Source organism: Acinetobacter sp. 102 (assembly GCF_037028485.1).
In the GTDB taxonomy this organism is placed as follows: domain Bacteria; phylum Pseudomonadota; class Gammaproteobacteria; order Pseudomonadales; family Moraxellaceae; genus Acinetobacter; species Acinetobacter higginsii.
This window is the reverse complement of the sequence record NZ_JAZEZK010000001.1, coordinates 410,204-431,142: the sequence shown is the minus strand read 5'-3', so window position 1 is coordinate 431,142 and position 20,939 is coordinate 410,204. Positions and strand designations below refer to the sequence as shown.

Sequence of the window (20,939 nt, the reverse complement as noted above, 5' to 3'; positions counted from 1 at the left end):
TTGTATTTTTGTCAACATAACATTCTCAGTTGTGTTGAAGATGAGGGTTCAGTTTCTTTTTGTTGATCAACATTGTACGAGGATTTCACCTGCACGTTGCAGTGTTTGATCTGTTTTGGCAAAACAGAAACGAATCAGGCGTAATGAGGCTGGTGCTTGTTGATAGAACACCGAAATTGGAATTGCCACAATTTTATGTTGCTCCGCAAGGAATTGGCACATCTCGACATCATTAAGATCAGGGCGAATAGCACTGTAATCCAGATTTTGAAAATAGGTGCCTTGAGATGGGATGAAGTCGAAACGTGAATCTTGAATTTGGGCGTTGAACAGATCACGTTTCGCCTGATAAAAACTTGGCAATTCTTGAATATGCTCAGGGTGTTGTTGCATATAGTTGGCCAGTGCAATCTGGCATGGAGTGGTGCCACAGAAATTGGCAAATTGATAGATCTGGCGGAATAAGCGCATGAGTTGTGGTGCAGCAACACAATAGCCGGTTTTCCAACCAGTGACATGATAGGTTTTGCCGAAAGAACCAATCACAAAACTGCGTTCACGCAATGCTGGAAATTGCAGTGCGCTATAGTGTTTTTGCCCATCAAAAATCAGATGTTCATAGACTTCATCTGAGAGCACCACGATATTTTTATCTTGAATCAAATCAATTAACTGACGCCAATCCTGTTCTGACCAAATTGCACCTGTTGGATTGTGTGGGGTGTTGACAATGATCATGCGGGTATTGGCATTGATACTGTCTTTGACCTTTTGCCAATTCACCTGAAAGCTGGGTGCATCTAAATGGATATGTACTGATTTTCCACCTGCTAATTGAACCGCAGGGGCATAGCTGTCATAGCTTGGATCGAAAATAATCACTTCATCGCCAGCGTGGATACAGGCTTGAATGGCACAGAAAATTGCAATGGTTGCGCCAGGGGTGATGGTGATTTCAGTGACTGGATCGAGTTGCAACTGATCACGTGCCAAGAATTGTGTGGCCAGTTGTTGTCTTAAAGCCAGTACGCCGTCACCCGCAGGGTATTGGTTATAACCTGAAAGTGTCGCTTGGCTGAGGGCTTCGAGCAATGCAGGTGGCGCAGGGAAATCGGGGAAACCTTGGGATAAGTTCAGGGCATTGAGTCGGTGTGCGAGTTCAGTCATGACACTAAAAATGGTGACGCCTTGGCTTGGGAGTTTTGACTGAAGTTGCAACATCGGATGTCCTTTTTAATATCTAATTTCTTTTTTACGATGACTCTGCACAGCCTCGTATGCTGTGAGAAATTATATGTAATTTGCATAGGCATGTTTTACTTTTCAAGGATGAAAAGTAACAAAAATCCTTTGTAGTGCTGATGGCCCATCCTTGAGGCCGCAGCACTACGGGCGGCATCCATGCCGCCGTCACGATAGTTGATCCCAACTTAAATTGAGCTAGAGAACTTTACGATGTGATTTATTTACAAAACATTTTCAACAATGGCACGAATCACACCGAGTGCTAAACCAATAAACGCACCGACAATCACACCATTGACGCGGATCATATGCAAATCACCGCCAACTTCACTTTCAATTTTGGCGATCATTTCCCGAGAATCCCATTCATGAATGCGCTCACTGATATAACGAATGATCTTGTCGCTATATTGCTCACTGAAATTGGTGGCTAAACCGACCATTTTTTCATTCAGTACCTGACGCACTTTTTCATTTTGAATCAGGCTCTCACCCAACTGTTGAATGGCGGCTTGTAAATTGGTAGCAATGCCTGAATCTTCCTGCATTAAATCAGTTTTAATCGCATCACATAGAATGGCCACAGCGCCACTGATAAAGTTCAGCACTTGTGGGCTATCGAGCAGGGCATCTTTGCCACGGTTTAAGCGTTGGCTGGCGTCACTGTCTGTTTCTGCCAGTTCCAGCATCAGGTTATGCGTGGTGGCTTCAATATCTTGACGCCAAGGATGGTCAGGATTGGCCAGCATCGATTCAACTTTTTCAATGAGTGAATCAATAGTGCGTTGCTGTACATCAATGCCGATCCAGCTTGCGCCTTTAGCCAGCTTCCAAACACCGAGTTCTTGGAATAATTTACGTGACAAATCACGTGCTTCTTCAGGGTGAGATACCATCCATTCATGTGCCAGATCCAGTCCACGTTGTAATACATCTTGATGGAAATCATTTTCCAGCACCGCACGCAGCATTTCACTGGCCAGTTTATTGACTTTGGTACTTCTGACCCATTGCACACTGTTATTTTGGACAAAGTGTGCAATCTGATCTTGGCTGACAAATTCAAAGATTCTCGGCACAGCATGCTGAATCATCTGTACCACTTGCTGATTGTTCTTTGGACTGGCCAACCATTGACCCACTGCCAAACTGATATCGGCATTTTGTAAGCTACGTTCCACAATTTGTGGTGATAAGAAATTTTCCTGTACAAAGCGTCCCATTGATTCGGCAATACGCGCTTTATTACGTGGAATAATTTCAGTGTGGTCACGCAACAGTTTGGGTAAGGGCATTCTGCCGAAAGGGTTGCGGAATAAGACGGTGACTGCATACCAATCGGCTAAGCCACCAACCACGCCTGCTTCTGCACCGAGCATGAAAATATGGATGAGCCATTTATATTCAGGCAGAAAATGTGCCGCGACCATTAAAGCGACCCATGACACCACTGCAATAATCAGTGCCATGGTGGCGAAGTATTTACTTCGTTGTAAGCTTGGGACGTGGATTTCTTCGACTGAACTCATTGAGTCATCCTTTTAATTTCATTTCTTGTTTTGAGGTGGTGCAGGCGGCTGCAACACATCTCCTGATGGACTCAAGCCATATTTAGGCCCTAGGGATTGCAAAATCAGTTGTGCATCAAAGGCATCTGGTGATTGCTGTTGTGTCTTAAAGCACTCGATAGTATACGACACTTGAATCGGATCAATATTGACCACTTGTGGGGTATCGTAGAATGGATCAGGCCAAAAGGCAGGATGACGACGATAATAACCATAAGGATAATAAGATGGTGTCGGATAAATTACCGCCTGACGAGGTGTTTTATGACGGGCATTACTTGGATCGTCCACCACACTAAAATAACGGAAACCATTTTTGACCGTGGTTTGCGCTGCTTTGAGCAAGGTAATTTCCTCAGCCGTACCATAACTCAAATTATTATCCGCTTGGAAACCAACGCGGTAAGTTTTGTTATTTAACGGATAAGCGGTGAATTGTCCGAGTTGATCAAAGGTTCTGGGTTTGGAGGGAACCGTTGCACATCCTGCAAATGTCAGTGCGACAAGGAGCGGGGTGCATATTAATAAAGCTTTCATATGCCATTCCTTTATTCAGTGTCGAGGGAGGTCGACTTAAAAACTACTATTCGGTTGAGTTAAAAATTCCAGTTCTTCAGCGCTTGAGCTGCGACCCAAGATTGCATTGCGATGTGGATAACGCCCAAAACGATCAATGATCACTTTATGCTTTTTCTCAAAGTTTAAATTAATTTCATTGCCTAAGCGTTGAAACAATTTTAGGGCAAATTCATGTATGAGTTTGGATTCGCTATGCATAAATGGCATATAAAGAAAGGAACGTTGCTCGGGACTGAGTTGTGCATCCAGCTGCAAGCTAATCGCTTCTTGTGACAGGGTTAAAGCCAAGCTGTCGTAGGCAAAGGCCTGTGCCTGATCTCGATATAAATTTCGTGAGAACTGATCGAGGATAATAATTTCAGCCAAACGTCCTTCAGGTGTTTGGCGCCATGACCACAGCTCTGCCTGAGCAGCTTGTTGATGAATCTCTGCAAAGGACGCACGAATTTTTGCATCAAAATCATCACTTTTGGCAAACCAAAGTGCACGATGATCAGGGTCAAACCAAAAATTAAGAATGTCTTGCGCTTGCATGGTCGAGTATCCATTGGAAGATTTATTTTTCAATAAAATCACAATTTTTGCGTGTCTTATGTAACAAGATTGTGATAAAAATTGCCAAACTAAATCAGATGACTAGATTGTAATTGTCGTTATAATTGGCTGAGTCGAAGGGATTGGCATGCACAGCATGTCTGTAGAATCGACGATGTCGCTACCATGCATGTGGTCGGCTGATCTTGAATAAGCGAGCATAGAATATGAATCAACCCAGCCTTACTTCCTCTGTGATACCAACTTGGGTAGATGCCTCGCTATTAAAGGGGATGTTACGTGGGATTGAGCGTGAAAGCCTACGCATGCAAAGCAATGGATTTTTATCACAACAAAATCACCCAATCGCTTTAGGTTCGGCTCTCACACATCCGCATATCACCACTGATTATTCAGAAGCGTTGATGGAGTTTATTACCACGCCACAAACGACCATTGCTGCCGCTTTAAATGAGTTGAGTGATATCCATAGTGTTGTACATCAGCAGCTTGAAGAGGGTGAGAAACTCTGGCCTTTGTCGATGCCGTGTATGCTGGATGATAATGAAGAAAATATTAAACTGGCACAATATGGCAGTTCCAATATTGGCCGCTTTAAAACCTTATACCGTCGTGGTTTAGGGGTACGTTATGGCCGCCGTATGCAGACCATTTCTGGGGTACATTATAATTTATCCTTTCCAGAACAACTGTTTGCTGTTTTGCAGCAGCATGAAAGCAGTCCAGAATTAAAACAACTCAGCCTACAAGATTATCGTAGTCACCGTTATTTTGGCTTGATCCGTAATTTTATTCGCCTGATTCCTTTAGTGATGTATATGCTAGGCGCAAGTCCATCGGTCTGTCGTTGCTTCCTGACCGGTCGCCAGCATCATTTACAGCCTTTAGTCAAAGGCACGCTCTATTTACCTGAAGCAACAGCATTGCGGATGGGGCGTTTGGGCTATCAAAACTCAGCACAAAAAGAACTTGGTATTCATTATAACGACCTGCACGATTACTTGGATGGCTTACAAAAAGCCGTGCATACCCCCTATCCAGAATTTACTCAGCTCGGTTTAAATGATGAACAGGGCGAGCCGATTCAGATCAATGATCATGTGCTACAGATTGAAAATGAATACTACAGTCTGGTGCGTCCTAAACAGGTGCCACAAGCGGGTGAAACGCCTTCACAAGCCTTAAAAAATCGTGGCGTCGGCTATGTCGAATTGCGTGCAGTGGATGTGAATCCGTATAGCGCGATTGGGATTGATGAGATTTCGGCAGGCTTCCTTGAAAGTTTAGCCTTGTACTGCTTACTCAAAGACAGTCCAGATCTCTTTGCTGAAGAACAAGAACAGATTGATCGTAACCAAACTGAAGTGGTGAATCGTGGTCGTGCAGCAGATGCCAAGATTGAAGCGGGAGACCAGTCGATTGCTTTAAAAGACTGGGCACAAACTCATTTAAATGCAATTCAAGCCTGTGCCAAGGTTCTAGACCAAATGGATGGTACCCAGCTATATCAAGATGCCATTCAAGTGATGCAACAACGCCTAGACCATGTTGAAAACACACCTTCGGCGCACGTCATTGCAGATACCTTGCAACATGGTGGCACATGGAACTTTGGTAGTGTCATGGCGCAGCAACATGTTGATCATTATGACCAGCATCCACTCAGTGAAGAACGCAAACACTATTTTGAACAATTGGCGCAAACTTCGTTGCAAAAACAGGCGCAACTTGAACAAGATAACGACATGAGTTTTGAACAATATCTTGCACAATACCGTTAAAATTTTAGAGGACTTCCCATGCGATGGAATTACCGCTTAGTCAGTGCAGTACTGGTACTGACCAGCATTATTGGTATCTCATTTGCGTTGTATTTAGAGCATGTGCAGGGCTTGGATCCTTGTCCACTCTGTATTTTCCAACGCCTTGGCTTAATTGGGATGGGTTTAATTGCACTTGTGGCATTTATCCATAATCCAGTTTCAAACGGATTTAAACGTTTTTATGCCTTCTTGGCGACTTTATCCATTGGTTGGTCGGTTGGTGTTGCGGCTCGTCATGTTTGGTTGCAAAGCCTACCGCCCGATAAAGTGCCGAGTTGTGGACCTGGCTTAAACTATCTGGTAGATGCTTTACCGATGAAAACCGTACTGCAAGAAGTACTTTCGGGTTCAGGTGAATGCGCCGCGATAGATTGGACTTTTCTCGGTCAATCGCTACCCGTTTGGTCTCTGGTTTATTTCAGTTTGATTTTATTGATCTGCTTATGGCAATTATTTAGAAGCTATCGCGTTACACAAAAATAAGCGAATCGTTGTTCTAAATCCTTTTAAAACCCGAAATATGAATGCATGTTTCGGGTTTAATTTTCTTAAGACTGGATTAGTTCGTATTAAACTAATCCAGAAAGTGATTAGATAAAAATTATTAACGAGATAAATTGGTTTTAAAGGAATTTACGATGAATTTTTCTTATAAAAAATATACATATATTTTCGGCTTGGCAAGTTTGAGCCTCTTACTTTCTTCATGCATGAATACTTTGCAAAAGAGTAGCGAGTCTAATCGTCACAGCCAAACAAAAAACACTATCCCAACATCTATCAAGATAAAAAATGATGATGGTTTCCTGATCACTTCACTTCCTTATAACTCAAATGCACATCTGAATTGTATTTTATCTGCACAGAGAATGAATTGTGGCTCAATTAACTTAATTGATAGTGTTGGTTTGATCAAAGTTTATAAATTTATGAACCCAAGCTATGGCGATTCGGTTGTTTTCCCAGAAACAAGTGCGGGTGTTTTATTGATCGCGTCCCCCTCAACAAGTGAAAGGGAAACGCCAGAAATAAATCTGACGACGGTCAACAGGTTTGGCTTGGTTAAAAGTATTACCTTAGACGCATCTCAAAATATTGTTATTAACCAGAAGTATGAGGTTTTATATAAAGAATATGGAAAAGATCTAAAACTGAAATTAAATGACCAAGGTGAATTTGTTCAGTAAGGGTATTTCTAAGCTGATGAAGTTTGTCACGGATTTTGATCGATAAAAGCTCAGCTAGAACCTAACTGAGCTTTTATCTTTTAGGTCTCAACAATGCCTTCTAAATCATCAAAGGTATAGTTCTGAGGTACGTTGATCATATGGGTTTGTACACCAGCTTCAACTTTCTCTTTAGCATCTGGATATAACCAGCGTGTGATTTGTTCGGCCACACTGGAATGATACTGAATTTCAAAATGATTCAGCCCATAGAAAACCGCTTTATGGGTGTCAGGTAATTTCAATTGAAAACGCGGATTTTGATGTTCACCTAAGGCACTTTTCACACTGACCAGATAATCCCCAATCACAGACAGTGCTTTATTACGTAACTTCTCAAATTCTAAAGTTCCTGCAATCAAGAAGGTATTGATATGGGACGGTAACGGAGCGGGTTTCCGATTGTCGTCGGCAAAACCGATGCGAGCATCATTATGTTCCCAGTCATCATCACGGACACTGCCATAACGTAGATCGAGTATGCCGTTACTACGCACATTCACCAACTGACCAAGCAAGTTGATAAACGGGAATCCACCAAGTTTGTCTTGCAATACAAAACCAAAGCGTTCAAGTACTGCACCATGATGTGGCGAACCGATACAAACCAAATTCTCGACCATATGCACCCATTGATACAGATTCTGTTTGCCATAAAACAGGGCACTACGCGAAACCAAGCCACCCATACTGTGCCCGATCAGGTCAATACTGGTGATGCGTGGATTACGCTGTACCAAATCTTCTAAGGTATTGGCAAAACTACGACCATTGGCGGAAATTCGGCGACCAGTGTTGTAATTCAAATACAGCATGGTGTTGTTATCACGTTGCGCGAGCAAACGCTCACCAATCCCGCCATAACGATGATTAGACCAGGTTAAATGGTTCATACATAAACCATGGGCAAGAATCACCACACGGCCTGTTAGCTCGCCTTGCTGTAAAGAACCATAGTGATCATAAAGCACCATTGGCAAAGCCATTGGATTGTGTTGCTTTAAAAAGAAATCACCAAAAATCCCATTCAACGCACCCACCAAAAAATGTAGAGTTGGGGTTAAGGGCTTGTCATGCAAGACTGGAAATTTTTCAATAATGCGACGTAAATTTGGCGCAAGAAAATGACTGCCATATTTCTGCAGTGCCACATATGAAAACTGATAAAACTTTTGCAGTTGCGGGTGCTTTTGTAATTGTTTGGCTTTTTGTGCACTTAAACCGAGCGTTGTCCTTAATACCTCAGTCTGTACCACTTGAATCAGTTCATGTACACCACTGAGGCTGGTACTGACCAGCTGTGCCAAACCCTCCAAAACATCTGCCTGACTCGGGGGCGTGCGATCCCACTTACAATAGGTTTCATGCAGAGGTGTTAAACTTGGCATATTGATTTCCCCATCCTTGATATATACCGAAGGTTTGAAGTGTTTTTTCTGAATATTGTTTAGATAAACTACAACAAACGCTTACATCTTATGTCTTTCATACGTAATTTTTTTAGAATACTGATGAACGGAGTACAGTATCGTTTTTTGTGTCAGACAATATCTAGCTTAAATGTAATTTATATTGTTATTTGTTTAACTATTAATCAAAATAATGTGATTTATTTCACTTTATGTCAAGTCATTGCCTATTTTGGTGCGTATGCAAATTATCTATCTACATGGTTTTCGAAGCAGTCCGATGTCGATAAAAGGGCAGCAGTTGCAACAATATTGTGCACAGCATGAGGCGATACAGGTGCATTTACCTGATTTAAATCAGCCACCCAATCAAGTGCTGGAACAACTCTCTCAGCTTATCGAAAATTTAGCACAGGATAAAGTAGTTTTAGTGGGAAGCAGTCTCGGTGGTTTCTATGCGACATATCTTGTCGCAAAATATGGCTGTGCTGCTGTATTGATTAATCCTGCTATGCGACCATGGCAATTATTCGAAGATTTATTTGGGGTTGAGCAAATCCCGCTCAAAGTCACTGCATCATGGACGCTTGATGCCGATCAACTGCAGCAATTACAATCGATTGCTGACACGAAGCTCGTTCATGCTGATAAAATTCTGGTGCTGTTGCAACAAGGCGACGAAGTTTTGGATTATCGTGAAGCTCAACGCTATTATAGTGCAGTTCATCCATCCTCATTGATTTTAACCGACGCTAATGGTAATCATGCAATGGATGATTTTGAAGAAAAATTACCTTTAGTTCTCGAATTTTTATCGGCAGCCATCCAATAAGGAAGTCAGACCAAGTGACACAATACACGGCACAATCTCTTGAAGTTCTTTCTGGTTTAGATCCAGTGCGTCGTCGACCGGGCATGTATACCGATACCTCACGTCCAAACCATTTGGCGCAAGAGGTGATTGATAATGCAGTCGATGAAGCGCTTGCAGGTCACGCCAACCAGATTTGTGTCACGGTCTATGAAGACGGTTCATTGTCAGTCGAAGATAATGGACGCGGAATGCCAGTCGATATTCATCCAGAATATGGACAAAGCGGTATCGAAATTATTTTGACCAAGCTGCATGCGGGTGGGAAATTCAGTACCGATAATTATCAGTTCTCAGGTGGTTTGCATGGCGTTGGGATTTCGGTGGTCAATGCCTTGTCGACCCGTGTTGAAGTGGCAGTACAGCGTCAAGGTAATCTGTATCAAATGGCCTTTGAACAAGGCGAGCCAGTTGCACCTTTGTCGGTCTTAGAAGGTAAGGTCGCTAAGCGGGCGACAGGCACCACAGTACGTTTCTGGCCTGAAACCAAATATTTTGATAGCCCTAAATTTGCGCTTAAAGCACTGAAACATAATTTAAAAGCCAAGGCGGTTTTAGCTGCGGGCTTAAAAATAATTTATGACGATAAAATCAATAATGAAAAGATCGAGTGGCAGTTTGAAAATGGTCTGGTCGACTATTTAATGGATGAACTGCAAGATCGAGACATCTTGCCAGATCCCGCTTTTGTCAGTAGTGGACAAGCAGACCGCGCAGCCTGTGAATTTGCAATTTGCTGGAATGTGGAGGGTGGCGAGCAGATTCAGGAAAGCTACGTCAACTTGATTCCGACTGCGCAAGGCGGTACTCATGTCAATGGTCTGCGTTCAGGTGTGACTGAGGCGTTACGTGAGTTTTGTGAATTACGCAATTTATTGCCGCGTAATATGAAGCTTTCTGCGGAAGACGTTTGGGATGGCGTAAACTTTATTCTATCGCTGAAATTCCAAGAACCACAATTTTCAGGCCAAACCAAAGAACGTTTATCCAGTCGTGAAGCCTCTAATATTGTGCTGAACATCGCCAAAGATGCATTTGCTTTATGGTTAAACCAGCATGCCGAGATTGCGACACAACTGGCGGAAATGGCGATTGCCAAAGCAGGACGTCGTTTAAAAGCAGCGAAAAAAGTTGAACGTAAGAAGATTGTCGCAGGCCCTGCGCTGCCTGGAAAACTGGCAGACTGTGTTGGTTTAACCCGTGAAGATAGTGAGCTGTTTATTGTCGAAGGGGATTCTGCGGGCGGTAGTGCCAAACAGGCACGTGACAAGAATTTCCAAGCGATTATGCCGATTCGCGGAAAAATCCTGAATACTTGGGAAGTCTCTTCAGATGAAGTGTTGGCGTCTCAAGAAGTGCATGATATTGCCATCGCAATTGGGGTCGATCCAGGCAGTGATGATCTGTCTGAATTACGTTATGGCAAGATCTGTATCCTTGCCGATGCGGACTCGGATGGTCTGCATATCGCAACCTTATTATGCGCTTTATTCGTGAAACATTTCCCGACCTTGGTTGAGGAAGGTCATTTGTTCGTCGCTATGCCACCGCTCTATCGTATTGATATTGGTAAAGAGGTGTACTATGCCTTGGATGATGACGAGCTTGAAAGCATCCTGAAAAAAGTCAAAGGCAACAAAAATCCTCAGATCACCCGATTTAAAGGTTTGGGCGAGATGAACGCCAGTCAATTGCGTGAAACCACCATGGACCCGAATACCCGTCGTTTGGTGCAGTTGGACTTAGATGATGCGCATTTAACCGCAGGTTTATTGGATAAATTACTTGCGAAAAAGCGGTCGGCGGACCGTAAACATTGGTTAGAACAAAAGGGTAATTTAGCGGATATTACCGTCTAAGCACTTCATCAAATGCATAGATCAAAGCCAAGCGAATGCTTGGCTTTTTTCTTTGACTGAGTTTTTGATCTTTGAGTTGAGCAAATTTGCATCATTTTAGGTCAGCACGTATTTTTTGTATGCAATGTTGTATACAAGATGAAAGAATTAAGACTTAAATTTTATTTAAATTAATTAAAAACAATATCTTATTGTGTTGGCACAGAAATTGAATAACTCCACCCAGTAAAAATCACAATTATTGATGGGTGGAGAAACAAGATGCAAAACAAATTGATGTCGATGTCAGTGCTCATGGCAGCCATGATGGGGATCGGTCTAGTAGGCTGTTCAAAACCAGCAGAAAAAACAGAACAGACCAAAACAGAAGCTAAAACTGCACCTGCAGCGAGTGGCGATACCATTAAAGTCGGAATTCTGCATTCGCTTTCAGGCACCATGGCGATTTCTGAAACGTCACTGAAAGACACTGCCTTGATGACCATTAATGAGATTAATGCCAATGGTGGGGTACTGGGTAAAAAATTAGAGCCTGTGATTGTTGACCCTGCATCGGATTGGCCATTATTTGCAGAAAAAGCCCGTCAGTTGATTACCCAAGATAAAGTGGCTGTTATTTTTGGCTGTTGGACATCCGTTTCGCGTAAATCAGTGTTACCTGTGGTGGAAGAGCTAAATGGCTTATTGTTCTATCCAGTGCAATATGAAGGTCAGGAACAGTCTAAAAACATCTTCTACACGGGTGCAGCACCAAATCAACAAGCGATTCCTGCGGTTGAATACTTGATGGGGGATGAGGGCGGTAAAGCAGAACGTTTTGTGTTACTCGGCACAGATTATGTCTATCCACGGACCACCAATAAAATTCTTCGTGCTTTCTTGAAATCGAAAGGTGTTGCCGATGCCGATATCATGGAAGAGTACACACCATTTGGTCACAGCAATTATCAAACTATTGTTTCTAATATTAAGAAGTTCTCTGCGGGTAAAAAGACTGCAGTGATTTCGACCATCAATGGTGACTCCAATGTACCGTTCTATCGTGAGCTAGGTAACCAAGGCATCAAAGCGTCCGATATTCCGGTGATGGCCTTCTCGGTGGGTGAGGAAGAATTACGTGGGATCGATACCAAACCATTGGTGGGTCATTTAGCGGCATGGAATTACTTCATGTCGGTGAAAAATCCGAAGAACACTGAGTTTGTGAATAAGTTCAAACAATATGCGGTGCAATACAAGCTTCCAAATGCTGACAAAGTAGTGACCAATGATCCGATGGAAGCAACCTATGTCGGTATCAATATGTGGAAGCAAGCAGTTGAAAAAGCGGGCTCTACAGAAGTCGACAAAGTACGTGATGCGATGGCAGGTCAGACTTTTGCTGCGCCATCAGGCTATACCTTAAAAATGGATGAAACTAATCACCATCTACATAAACCTGTGATGATTGGACAGATCCGCGGCGATGGTCAATTCGACGTGGTTTATAAAACTGCACAAACCATCAAGGCAGAGCCTTGGAGCCCGTATATCCCGAAATAATTGACTTTTAGCCTGCTGTATTCACAGCAGGCTTTTCTATTCTGATTTTTTTTGATCTATTTAAAACCGTAATAATAAGGGGAGTTCTATGGCGAAACACTATGTTTTGGCACTGCTCTGCATCATGGCACAGATGATTTTTAGTCCAGCATGGGCAGAAGCCACATCCGCAACAACCGTGACGTCTACAGCTTCTCAAGATGCCATTCAGACCTTTGTGAAGTCCGATTTTGCGACGCGTCGTGCCATGCTCAATCAATGGCCTGCCAGTATTGAACAACTGGATCAACTGGTGGCCTATATTGATCAAAATGAGCTATATACCGATAGCGCAGGCAATACCTATCTGTTAAAAAATGATGACAAGCTGTTTAGTTATCCTGAGCAGCAAGCGCTGGAACAATGGCCAGCAGATTTATCCCAAGTGACTTTGGTGAATACCTTACGCAAGGCGCTGAATTTTGGTCAAGCCAAAGCCAAACTAGATTCTACAGATGCTTCTCAACGTTTAGCTGCAGTTGATATTTTAGAAAATAACTTGGCTGAACTTGATGTCGCGATGGCGAAGCAGCTTTATCTGAATGAAAAAAATGATCAGGTCAAAGCACGTTTAGCACAGCTCAAAGCTCGTCTGGATTTTAACAGTGCTGATGAGTTTACCAAGCTTGAAGCAGTGAAAGTCTTGGCCGATTCAAATCGTCCTGACGTATTCGCCTTAATCAACCAAACTTTAGAACAACCACAAACTAATCCTGCATTGAAGGCAGCGTTGCTGGATGCACACAATCAAATTAAAACCCGCCTACAAATCAGTGAGTGGTCAGGCCATGTCTTTTCAGGCTTAAGTACCGCCAGCATTTTGCTGCTTGCAGCGCTTGGCTTAGCCATTACCTATGGTCTGCTAGGGGTAATTAACATGGCACATGGTGAGCTCATCATGATTGGCGCCTATACCACCTATGTAATCCAGAGCTTTTTTAAGACCCATTTTGCTGGATTAGTCGATTGGTATTTATTGGCAGCAATTCCTGCGGCATTCCTGGTCAGTGCCTTGATGGGCATGTTGATTGAACGCACCGTGATTCGCCCGCTGTATGGCCGTCAATTGGAAACTTTACTTGCCACCTTTGGTGTGAGTCTGATTCTGATGCAATTGGTGCGTATGGTGTTCGGTGCGCAAAATGTCGAGGTTTCTAATGTGGCATGGTTGAGCGGCGGAATTGCGCTAACACCGAGCCTGATGTTGCCTTATAACCGGATCGCCATTATCGGCTTTACTGTTGCGGTGCTACTACTGTTGCTGTTCCTACTCAATAAAACCCGTTTTGGTTTATTTGTACGTGCGGTAACGCAAAACCGTCAAATGGCACGTGCTGTTGGTATCCGTTCTGCACGGATTGACATGATGGCTTTTGGTCTGGGTTCAGGCTTGGCGGGTTTGGCAGGTTGTGCCTTGGCGCAGGTGGGTAATGTTGGACCTGACCTTGGACAAAACTACATTATCGATGCCTTCCTTGTCGTTGTTGTGGGTGGTGTCGGTCAAGTTTGGGGGGCGGTATTGGCGGCACTCGGACTGGGGATTAGCGGTACAGTTTTAGAGATTGGTTTAGGCGCAGTGCTCGCAAAAATTATTCTCTTGGTTCTTGTGATTTTGTTTATCCAAAAGCGTCCACAAGGTTTGTTTGCCATCAAAGGCCGTTTTGTGGAGTAAGCCAATGAAAATCACTTCTTTATTTGCCGACAAGCCCTATAGCGCGGTGGCGATTGCGCTTTGTTTCGGCGTGCTGTTGTTGTTGCCATGGTTACACCTGTTGTCTCCTGACTCGGCATTTTATCTGTCTGCTTATTGGATCACCTTGATTGGCAAGATCATGTGTTTGGCCTTGGTGGCTTTGGCACTGGATTTGGTCTGGGGCTATGCCGGCATTCTAAGTTTGGGACATGGTTTGTATTTTGCTTTGGGGGGGTATGCCTTTGGTATGTACCTGATGCGCCAATCCGCAGGTGATGGGCTGCCTGATTTTATGCGCTTCCTGAGTTGGACCGAGTTACCTTGGTACTGGATCGGCACGGAGCATATTGCGTGGGCCTTGGCTTTAGTCATTCTTGTACCGGGTTTGATTGCATTTATCTTTGGCTTTTTTGCCTTTCGCTCCAAAATCAAAGGCGTGTATTTTTCCATCATTACTCAAGCCATGACCTTTGCTGCAGCGTTACTGTTCTTCCGTAATGAAACAGGTTTTGGCGGGAATAATGGTTTTACGGGTTTTAAAACTATTTTGGGTTTTGATATTACCTCTGCACCGATGCGTGCAACCTTATGCTTTGTCACAGCGTTAATGTTGATGTTGTGCTTCCTTGGCCTGCGTCAACTGATGAATCGTCCTTATGGTCGTGTGTTGGGTGCAATTCGCGACAGTGAAAATCGCCTGCAATATCTTGGCTATCGCACGTTGTGGTACAAGTTATCTGCATGGGTATTGTCTGCGGTGATTGCAGGCATTGCAGGGGCATTGTATGTGCCGCAGGCAGGCATCATTAACCCAAGTGAAATGAACCCAGTCAACTCGATTGAAATGGCGGTGTGGGTGGCTGCGGGTGGACGTGGCACTTTGATTGGCCCGATTTTAGGGGCAGGTTTAATCAATGCAGTGAAAACCTATTTCACTGTGGCTGCACCAGAAGCATGGTTATTGATCCTAGGTGCGTTGTTCATTGTCGTGACCTTGTTCTTACCAAAAGGTGTGATTGGTTTATTTGACCGTTTTAAAAAGGAGCGTGATTAAATGAGTGATGTATTAATAGACTCAGCTCAACATGGCGGTCAACTGGGTGAGGGCTATGGTCGTGCCAAGCCCCAAGGTGCGGATTTTAGCCATGGTATTGCCTTATATCTGGAAAAAGTCAGTGTCTGGTTTGACTCATTTCGAGCCCTCAATGATTTGTCGTTGTACATTGCCGAGGGTGAATTACGCTGCATCATCGGACCGAATGGAGCGGGTAAAACCACCTTGATGGATGTGATTACTGGTAAAACGCGTCCAACCACAGGTACGGCATTTTTTGGGCAAAACTATGATCTTGCCAAAATGAGTACCGAGCAAATTGCCGAAGCGGGCATCGGTCGAAAATTCCAAAAACCAACGGTGTTTGAAAATTTTACTGTCATGGAAAATCTACTGTTGGCAGCACCACGAGATAAACGGGTGAAGAAAAGCTTCTTTTCTCGTTTAGACCCAGAAGCGCAATTGGCTTTGGATGAAAGTCTGGAACAGATTCGTTTAAAGGAGTTTGTACACAAGCCAGCAGGTCTGCTGTCACATGGACAAAAACAGTGGTTGGAAATCGGCATGTTGCTGATGCAACGGCCGAAGTTGATTTTATTGGATGAGCCTGTTGCAGGCATGACCGATGCTGAAACCGAGCGCACCGCTGAACTGTGTCTGGAACTGAAAAAAAATCACACCCTTGTGGTGGTCGAACATGACATGAGTTTTATTGATACCATCAGTGAAAAAGTCACGGTATTGGCGCAAGGGGCGATTTTGGCAGAAGGTACATTGGCAGAAGTTCAGGCCAATGAAGATGTGATCGAAAAGTATTTAGGACGTTAGGAGACGCGCATGTTAGAAGTGAAACAAATTAATCAATTCTATGGTGGCAGTCATATTCTGCGTGATGTGTCTTTTAATGCGCCTGTGGGTGAATGTAGTGTGGTGCTAGGCCGTAATGGCGTGGGCAAAACCACCTTACTGAAATGCCTGATGGGGATACTACCGATTAAATCAGGACAGATTCTGTTAGATGGTAAAGACATTGCCAAGATGTCTCCTGAGCAACGGGTGCGTGCGGGGTTGGCTTATGTGCCGCAAGGTCGCGATATCTTTTCGACTTTAACGGTAGAAGAAAATATTTTAATTGGCATGGCGAAATTTTCAGGGGCTAAGACGCGTAAGGTGCCAAGCCATTTGTATGAAATTTTCCCTGTGCTGGATGAAATGAAACATCGCCGTGGCGGAGATTTATCCGGTGGTCAGCAACAACAGCTTGCGATTGCCCGAGCGTTGGCTTCAGAGCCGAGTGTTTTGATTTTAGATGAACCGACTGAAGGGATTCAGCCCTCGATTATTAAAGATATTGGTCGAGTGATTCGTAAACTGGCGGATCAAGGTGAGATGGCGATTATTTTGGTGGAGCAGTTTTATGATTTTGCTGAAGAGTTGGCGGATGCGTATACCGTGATGGCGCGTGGGCAGGTGATTGCACAAGGGCGGGGGGAGGATATGCCTGAGAAGGGAATTCGGGAGTTGGTGGCGATTTAAAACACTCGAAAGAGATTTTCCATCTACGGCCTGCTTAAATAGTGATCATTGTGGAATCTTATTGTTTTATATCTAATATTAGGATAAACCTGCGGTTCGCCCTACTTTGGTTTCGCCCTGAGAAGCGTTTGAAGCTTCGTAAGGGCAAAGGCATTCTTTATTGCAACCTTTCTTGCGCTTCGCTAAAGCTTTAGTCGCTTTAGCTTGCTCAGGTTGTAGATGACATTTCCGAGTATCATATTTGAGGCTGAATTTTGATGGTTTGTTAACCTTCAACCTTATAAAATGTTCCGCCTGCATAGACATTATGTCCAAAGCCACATGAAGATTCGCCATTTAGCTGTTCAACCTCAATTTTTTGTCCAAGATTCGCATCATTGGCGAATTGAAGTTTGATTTGGCAATCTTCATAGCGATAGCTGGCTTGTTTTGACTTGATTGGCATGCTGGTTTCAAACTGTCCCATATTGGGTCCATAGATCAGGCCACGTTGTCCGAAGTAATAACCATCAAATGCAATCACATATTTATTTTGCTTTTTACTAACCTTGAGGTAATCCCATTGCCCAAAACCGTTGGCGCGGACATAAGTCCCTTGTAGATCAGAAGATAGTTTTGGCTTGGGCAACTGTTTTAAGTTGTATTGACTGGTTTTCGAGTCTTTGTCTCGAAGAAACCAGACTCTGGCCCATTGTGGTTTGTCCAGTTTGGCATAACTCAAGCCGACATTGTTGTTGGCAATTTCAATGTCTCGGTCACTGACCCGAATGCCGCTTTCAGCTGCATTGGCCTGACAGAAATGCGCCCAAGCAGCCTGTTCTTCAAATTGATTGGCGGCATTGAAATATTGCTTTTGATCGTAAAACTTTTTACCTGCTTGTGCATATTGTTTTACTTTGGCACAGCCCTGTTGCAACTCTTGTTCAAAAGAAACTTCGGCAAAGCTCGCGCTTGAAGCGATTGCGATGGAAAGGCACAGACCGAGTTGAGATGTTTTAATCATTTTGGCTATTTTTGAAATCAAGTATTGCTTTCATTCTAAGCCACAATTCAGTCGTAGGACAGTAGGGTAAAAGTGAGCTTTTTATTGAGATTCTGTGAGTTGCAGTTGCATCCAGACCAAATCTCGCCATGTCCCAAACTTTTGTCCCACTTGAGGCATATAACCTGTTTGAATAAAGCCAAGCTGTTCATGTAGCACAATCGAGCCCTTATTTTCACTATCAATCGCAGCTACCATGATATGCATGTTTTGCTGTTTGGCCAGATGAATCAGTTGTTGCATCAACGCTTTGCCCAGACCTTGGCGAGCGTAGCTTGGATCAACAAAAACAGAATGTTCAATACTTTGGCGATAACCACTGATGGTTCGAAATGCGGAGTAATAGGCATAGCCTGCCACTTGATGATTATTCAGGTTTTCAACCACGATCATGGGGAAGTGCTGTTGCTGCATGTCGTGAAAACGTTGCTGATAATCAGCTAAGGAAACCGCCTGATCATTCCAGTTGGCTGTGCCATTCAGGATCTCTGCATTATAGATCGCGAGGATTTGTTCGAGGTCATCGACTGTGGCAAAACGCATGTGGAAATGTGCGGCTAAGGCAGAAGCAGTAAGCGCAAGATGTTCAGACATATGTGCAGGTCATCAAATTGGACAAAATAAACAGATATGATGCTGATCGGACAACAGATCAACAGGCATTTATATTCGGTGATACCAACAAAAACAGCAAGGAAATCCTTGCTGTTTTTTAACATTCTAATCCAATTAGAAGTGGTATTTGATCAAAGCGCTGACGTTGTTTTCGTCACGGTTTTTCATACCAAATTTGTTATTCCAAACAGAATGCTCAACACCTAAATAGAGGCGAGTGTCTGGTGAAATGTGTTTACCCAAGTTCCACTTGTATTGTGTGGTCCAGTTGAGTTCACTGGCGTGATCTTTTTCGCCTGTTGACCAGTCAAGGAAACCGTCCACCAAGAAATCTTCGTTTGATACTTTAAATGGCAAAGCATAAGCAATGGTCATTTGATAGTCATCAGCAGTATTTTCGTTGTTGGCACGGTAGAAGTTTACATTCGCATATTGGAAATATGGAATCGCAAGATCGAAACCTACACCATACAAGAAGTTGTCAAAACTAGCGAAGTCATCATTGTTGCTTTCCCAAGTAGTTGAGATCAGCACATCTTTGATTGGACCAAACGCAAGTTTTTGACCTGAAATTTCACCCAAGCTTAAACGTGGAGAAAGCTCGAAATAAGTGCTTTTATGGTCATCGCTGCCACGCATACGGTCCATAAAGAAGAATACATCGGCATATTTTACTTTTGCCGCATATTCAACGGTGATGGTTGTTTGCTTTTCATCAACAACTTCGTAGTTCTCGCCATACAAACCGGTCAAGCTGAAATCTTGCCAAATCGGCTTCGCTTGAGTGAAAGCTGCTGTAGATACCAATAAACATGTTGCTGCAAGTTGCTTCAATTGCATTTAAAAAATCTCCCCCCAAAAGGCGTGTAAAGGATACAAGGTATTAAGCAAAAATAAAGCCAAATTTGACCAAATGAACAAAAGAATTGTATATGCCAGAAGCCGTCTAAGCGGATGCTAAAGTTGGTCATCTTTTTGTTGAAGATTTCATCAAAATGTCAAAAATCAGCTTGCATATTTTGGAGGAAAGTCAGATATTGGAACTATAGAAGATCTTCTTACATACTGAAAAACAACAGATGCAAAGCGAGGAGACAACACGCATTTACACAATCAGAATATACAACTGCACTGAATGACTGCATGCTCAAAGTGTGCAAAGAAAAAAGTTTTGTAGCACCGTCTCACAGAAAAGAGAGGAAGATATTTATGAATATTGAAATCCGTACAGATAAAAACATTCAAGGTAGTGAACGCTTAAACAGTTATGTTCGTGCAGAACTTACACAAGAATTCCAACGTTATAGCGAGCGTATTACACATTTTTCGGTTCATATTAGTGATGAGAATGGGGACAAAACGGGCGATCATGACAAACGATGTATGATTGAAGCTCGCCCAGCAGGAATGAAACCTGTCGCAGTGACACATAAAGCAGCAAATATTGATAACTCGATTCATGGTGCGATTGATAAATTGAAACGTAGTCTGGAGCATCTTTATGAGAAAAAAGAGCACCATCGTGGCGGTTTACCCGAATTTGTTGATGTCGATGATGACGTAAAAGTGGATGATGAAGCATAAAAATCGACGCATAAAAAAAGCCCTGTTCGGGGCTTTTTTTATGCGTGTATCAAATTTATACATGATTTTTTAGATGGTTTTATAAAATCCTGTCAGGATATTCGGCATAATAGACATATTAAAAAATATTGTGAGAATTGGTCATGTTAAATAAGCAACAGCAGGCCTTGGTGCAAGCCATACAACAACTCGATTTGGACCAAGTGCAATCTTTACTTGCTGAAGGACTCGACCCGAATTTTATTGACCCTGAACAAGGTCCGCCTGTCTCTGTGATTTGCGATGGTTTGTTCGTATGGTGGGAACGAATTTGTGAAGCTTATGAAGCAGGGAAGCCTTTCACTGATGAAGAAAAGCAACAACAACTTAAAGTTTATTTAGATATTTTAGATGTATTGATTCAAGCCAAAGCCAATCTGCATTTATGGGATTCAGAAGAGTTTTATGGTCCATTGTGGGATGCGGCAAGTTCTGCTTGCGTGCCTGTGGTAGAACGGTTATTGGTTGAAAAAGTAGATCCAAATACCCGTGATGAAGAAGGTTTAACGGTTTTATCATCAATCAGCCAATTGTTCTTTGATTGTGAATTTGATGAAATTGATTGGTCGGAGTCATTACCAGAAGAGCGTGCAACACTGGAATTGCTACGTGAACATGGTGCAAAAATGTCAAAAGAGCTCAGCGCATAAGCCAAGCTAT

The 20,939-nt window shown here is 43.1% G+C and carries 20 protein-coding genes; 12 read left to right on the top strand and 8 right to left on the bottom strand.

Annotation, left to right across the window (positions count from 1 at the left end; translation table 11 throughout):
• Positions 1-66: 66 nt before the first annotated feature.
• From WA352_RS02070 to WA352_RS02055, 4 genes are all read right to left on the bottom strand, one after another.
• Positions 67-1,221, bottom strand: coding sequence for a pyridoxal phosphate-dependent aminotransferase (locus WA352_RS02070; protein ID WP_005317277.1), 1,155 nt, complete (start codon positions 1,219-1,221; stop codon positions 67-69).
• 245 nt (positions 1,222-1,466) lie between these two features.
• The gene (locus tag WA352_RS02065; RefSeq protein WP_005317279.1) at positions 1,467-2,774 is read right to left on the bottom strand and encodes a DUF445 domain-containing protein; all 1,308 of its coding nucleotides are present in this window, start codon (positions 2,772-2,774) and stop codon (positions 1,467-1,469) included.
• A gap of 18 nt (positions 2,775-2,792) precedes the next feature.
• Positions 2,793-3,350 carry a CC0125/CC1285 family lipoprotein gene (locus WA352_RS02060; RefSeq protein WP_005317281.1) on the bottom strand — a complete coding sequence of 186 codons (558 nt, stop codon included), beginning with the start codon at positions 3,348-3,350 and terminating at the stop codon, positions 2,793-2,795.
• A 36-nt stretch (positions 3,351-3,386) separates the two neighbouring features.
• The gene (locus WA352_RS02055) at positions 3,387-3,926 is read right to left on the bottom strand and encodes a DUF924 family protein (RefSeq protein ID WP_005317283.1); all 540 of its coding nucleotides are present in this window, start codon (positions 3,924-3,926) and stop codon (positions 3,387-3,389) included.
• 227 nt (positions 3,927-4,153) lie between these two features.
• Between WA352_RS02055 and gshA the strand changes: the two genes are divergently transcribed.
• The 3 genes from gshA (at position 4,154) to WA352_RS02040 (ending at position 6,957) form a co-directional block, all read left to right on the top strand.
• On the top strand, positions 4,154-5,728 hold the full coding sequence (gene gshA, locus WA352_RS02050) for a glutamate--cysteine ligase (RefSeq protein WP_005317285.1): 1,575 nt from the start codon (positions 4,154-4,156) through the stop codon (positions 5,726-5,728).
• Between the two features lie 18 nt (positions 5,729-5,746).
• A complete protein-coding gene (locus tag WA352_RS02045; protein ID WP_005317288.1) occupies positions 5,747-6,253 on the top strand; it encodes a disulfide bond formation protein B in 507 nt (168 codons plus the stop codon).
• 155 nt (positions 6,254-6,408) lie between these two features.
• The gene (locus WA352_RS02040; protein WP_005317291.1) at positions 6,409-6,957 is read left to right on the top strand and encodes a hypothetical protein; all 549 of its coding nucleotides are present in this window, start codon (positions 6,409-6,411) and stop codon (positions 6,955-6,957) included.
• Positions 6,958-7,037: 80 nt separating this feature from the next.
• Here WA352_RS02040 and WA352_RS02035 read toward each other — a convergent pair whose 3' ends face one another.
• Positions 7,038-8,384 (bottom strand): PGAP1-like alpha/beta domain-containing protein, encoded by a 1,347-nt coding sequence (locus WA352_RS02035; protein WP_004803536.1) that lies wholly within the window; start codon positions 8,382-8,384, stop codon positions 7,038-7,040.
• A 262-nt stretch (positions 8,385-8,646) separates the two neighbouring features.
• Here WA352_RS02035 and WA352_RS02030 point away from each other — a divergent pair, with 262 nt between their 5' ends.
• From WA352_RS02030 to urtE, 7 genes are all read left to right on the top strand, one after another.
• The gene (locus WA352_RS02030) at positions 8,647-9,237 is read left to right on the top strand and encodes a YqiA/YcfP family alpha/beta fold hydrolase (RefSeq protein ID WP_005317294.1); all 591 of its coding nucleotides are present in this window, start codon (positions 8,647-8,649) and stop codon (positions 9,235-9,237) included.
• A 14-nt stretch (positions 9,238-9,251) separates the two neighbouring features.
• Positions 9,252-11,135 carry a DNA topoisomerase IV subunit B gene (gene parE / locus WA352_RS02025; protein WP_004803540.1) on the top strand — a complete coding sequence of 628 codons (1,884 nt, stop codon included), beginning with the start codon at positions 9,252-9,254 and terminating at the stop codon, positions 11,133-11,135.
• Between the two features lie 261 nt (positions 11,136-11,396).
• Complete coding sequence (gene urtA / locus WA352_RS02020) at positions 11,397-12,677, top strand: urea ABC transporter substrate-binding protein (protein ID WP_005317301.1); 1,281 nt, start codon at positions 11,397-11,399, stop codon at positions 12,675-12,677.
• A gap of 88 nt (positions 12,678-12,765) precedes the next feature.
• On the top strand, positions 12,766-14,388 hold the full coding sequence (gene urtB, locus WA352_RS02015) for an urea ABC transporter permease subunit UrtB (protein ID WP_005317303.1): 1,623 nt from the start codon (positions 12,766-12,768) through the stop codon (positions 14,386-14,388).
• A gap of 4 nt (positions 14,389-14,392) precedes the next feature.
• On the top strand, positions 14,393-15,463 hold the full coding sequence (urtC, locus tag WA352_RS02010) for an urea ABC transporter permease subunit UrtC (RefSeq protein WP_004803546.1): 1,071 nt from the start codon (positions 14,393-14,395) through the stop codon (positions 15,461-15,463).
• Positions 15,464-16,291 carry an urea ABC transporter ATP-binding protein UrtD gene (gene urtD / locus WA352_RS02005; protein WP_004657105.1) on the top strand — a complete coding sequence of 276 codons (828 nt, stop codon included), beginning with the start codon at positions 15,464-15,466 and terminating at the stop codon, positions 16,289-16,291. It begins immediately after the preceding gene.
• 9 nt (positions 16,292-16,300) lie between these two features.
• Positions 16,301-16,999, top strand: coding sequence for an urea ABC transporter ATP-binding subunit UrtE (gene urtE, locus WA352_RS02000; protein ID WP_004657106.1), 699 nt, complete (start codon positions 16,301-16,303; stop codon positions 16,997-16,999).
• Between the two features lie 265 nt (positions 17,000-17,264).
• Here urtE and WA352_RS01995 read toward each other — a convergent pair whose 3' ends face one another.
• From WA352_RS01995 to WA352_RS01985, 3 genes are all read right to left on the bottom strand, one after another.
• Complete coding sequence (locus WA352_RS01995; protein ID WP_005317307.1) at positions 17,265-18,002, bottom strand: hypothetical protein; 738 nt, start codon at positions 18,000-18,002, stop codon at positions 17,265-17,267.
• Positions 18,003-18,083: 81 nt separating this feature from the next.
• On the bottom strand, positions 18,084-18,635 hold the full coding sequence (locus WA352_RS01990; protein WP_005317309.1) for a GNAT family N-acetyltransferase: 552 nt from the start codon (positions 18,633-18,635) through the stop codon (positions 18,084-18,086).
• Positions 18,636-18,770: 135 nt separating this feature from the next.
• Positions 18,771-19,496, bottom strand: coding sequence for an outer membrane protein OmpK (locus tag WA352_RS01985; RefSeq protein ID WP_005201617.1), 726 nt, complete (start codon positions 19,494-19,496; stop codon positions 18,771-18,773).
• Positions 19,497-19,865: 369 nt separating this feature from the next.
• Here WA352_RS01985 and WA352_RS01980 point away from each other — a divergent pair, with 369 nt between their 5' ends.
• On the top strand, positions 19,866-20,240 hold the full coding sequence (locus WA352_RS01980; protein WP_005317311.1) for an HPF/RaiA family ribosome-associated protein: 375 nt from the start codon (positions 19,866-19,868) through the stop codon (positions 20,238-20,240).
• Between the two features lie 143 nt (positions 20,241-20,383).
• The gene (locus WA352_RS01975; RefSeq protein ID WP_004803559.1) at positions 20,384-20,929 is read left to right on the top strand and encodes an ankyrin repeat domain-containing protein; all 546 of its coding nucleotides are present in this window, start codon (positions 20,384-20,386) and stop codon (positions 20,927-20,929) included.
• Positions 20,930-20,939 lie beyond the last annotated feature (10 nt).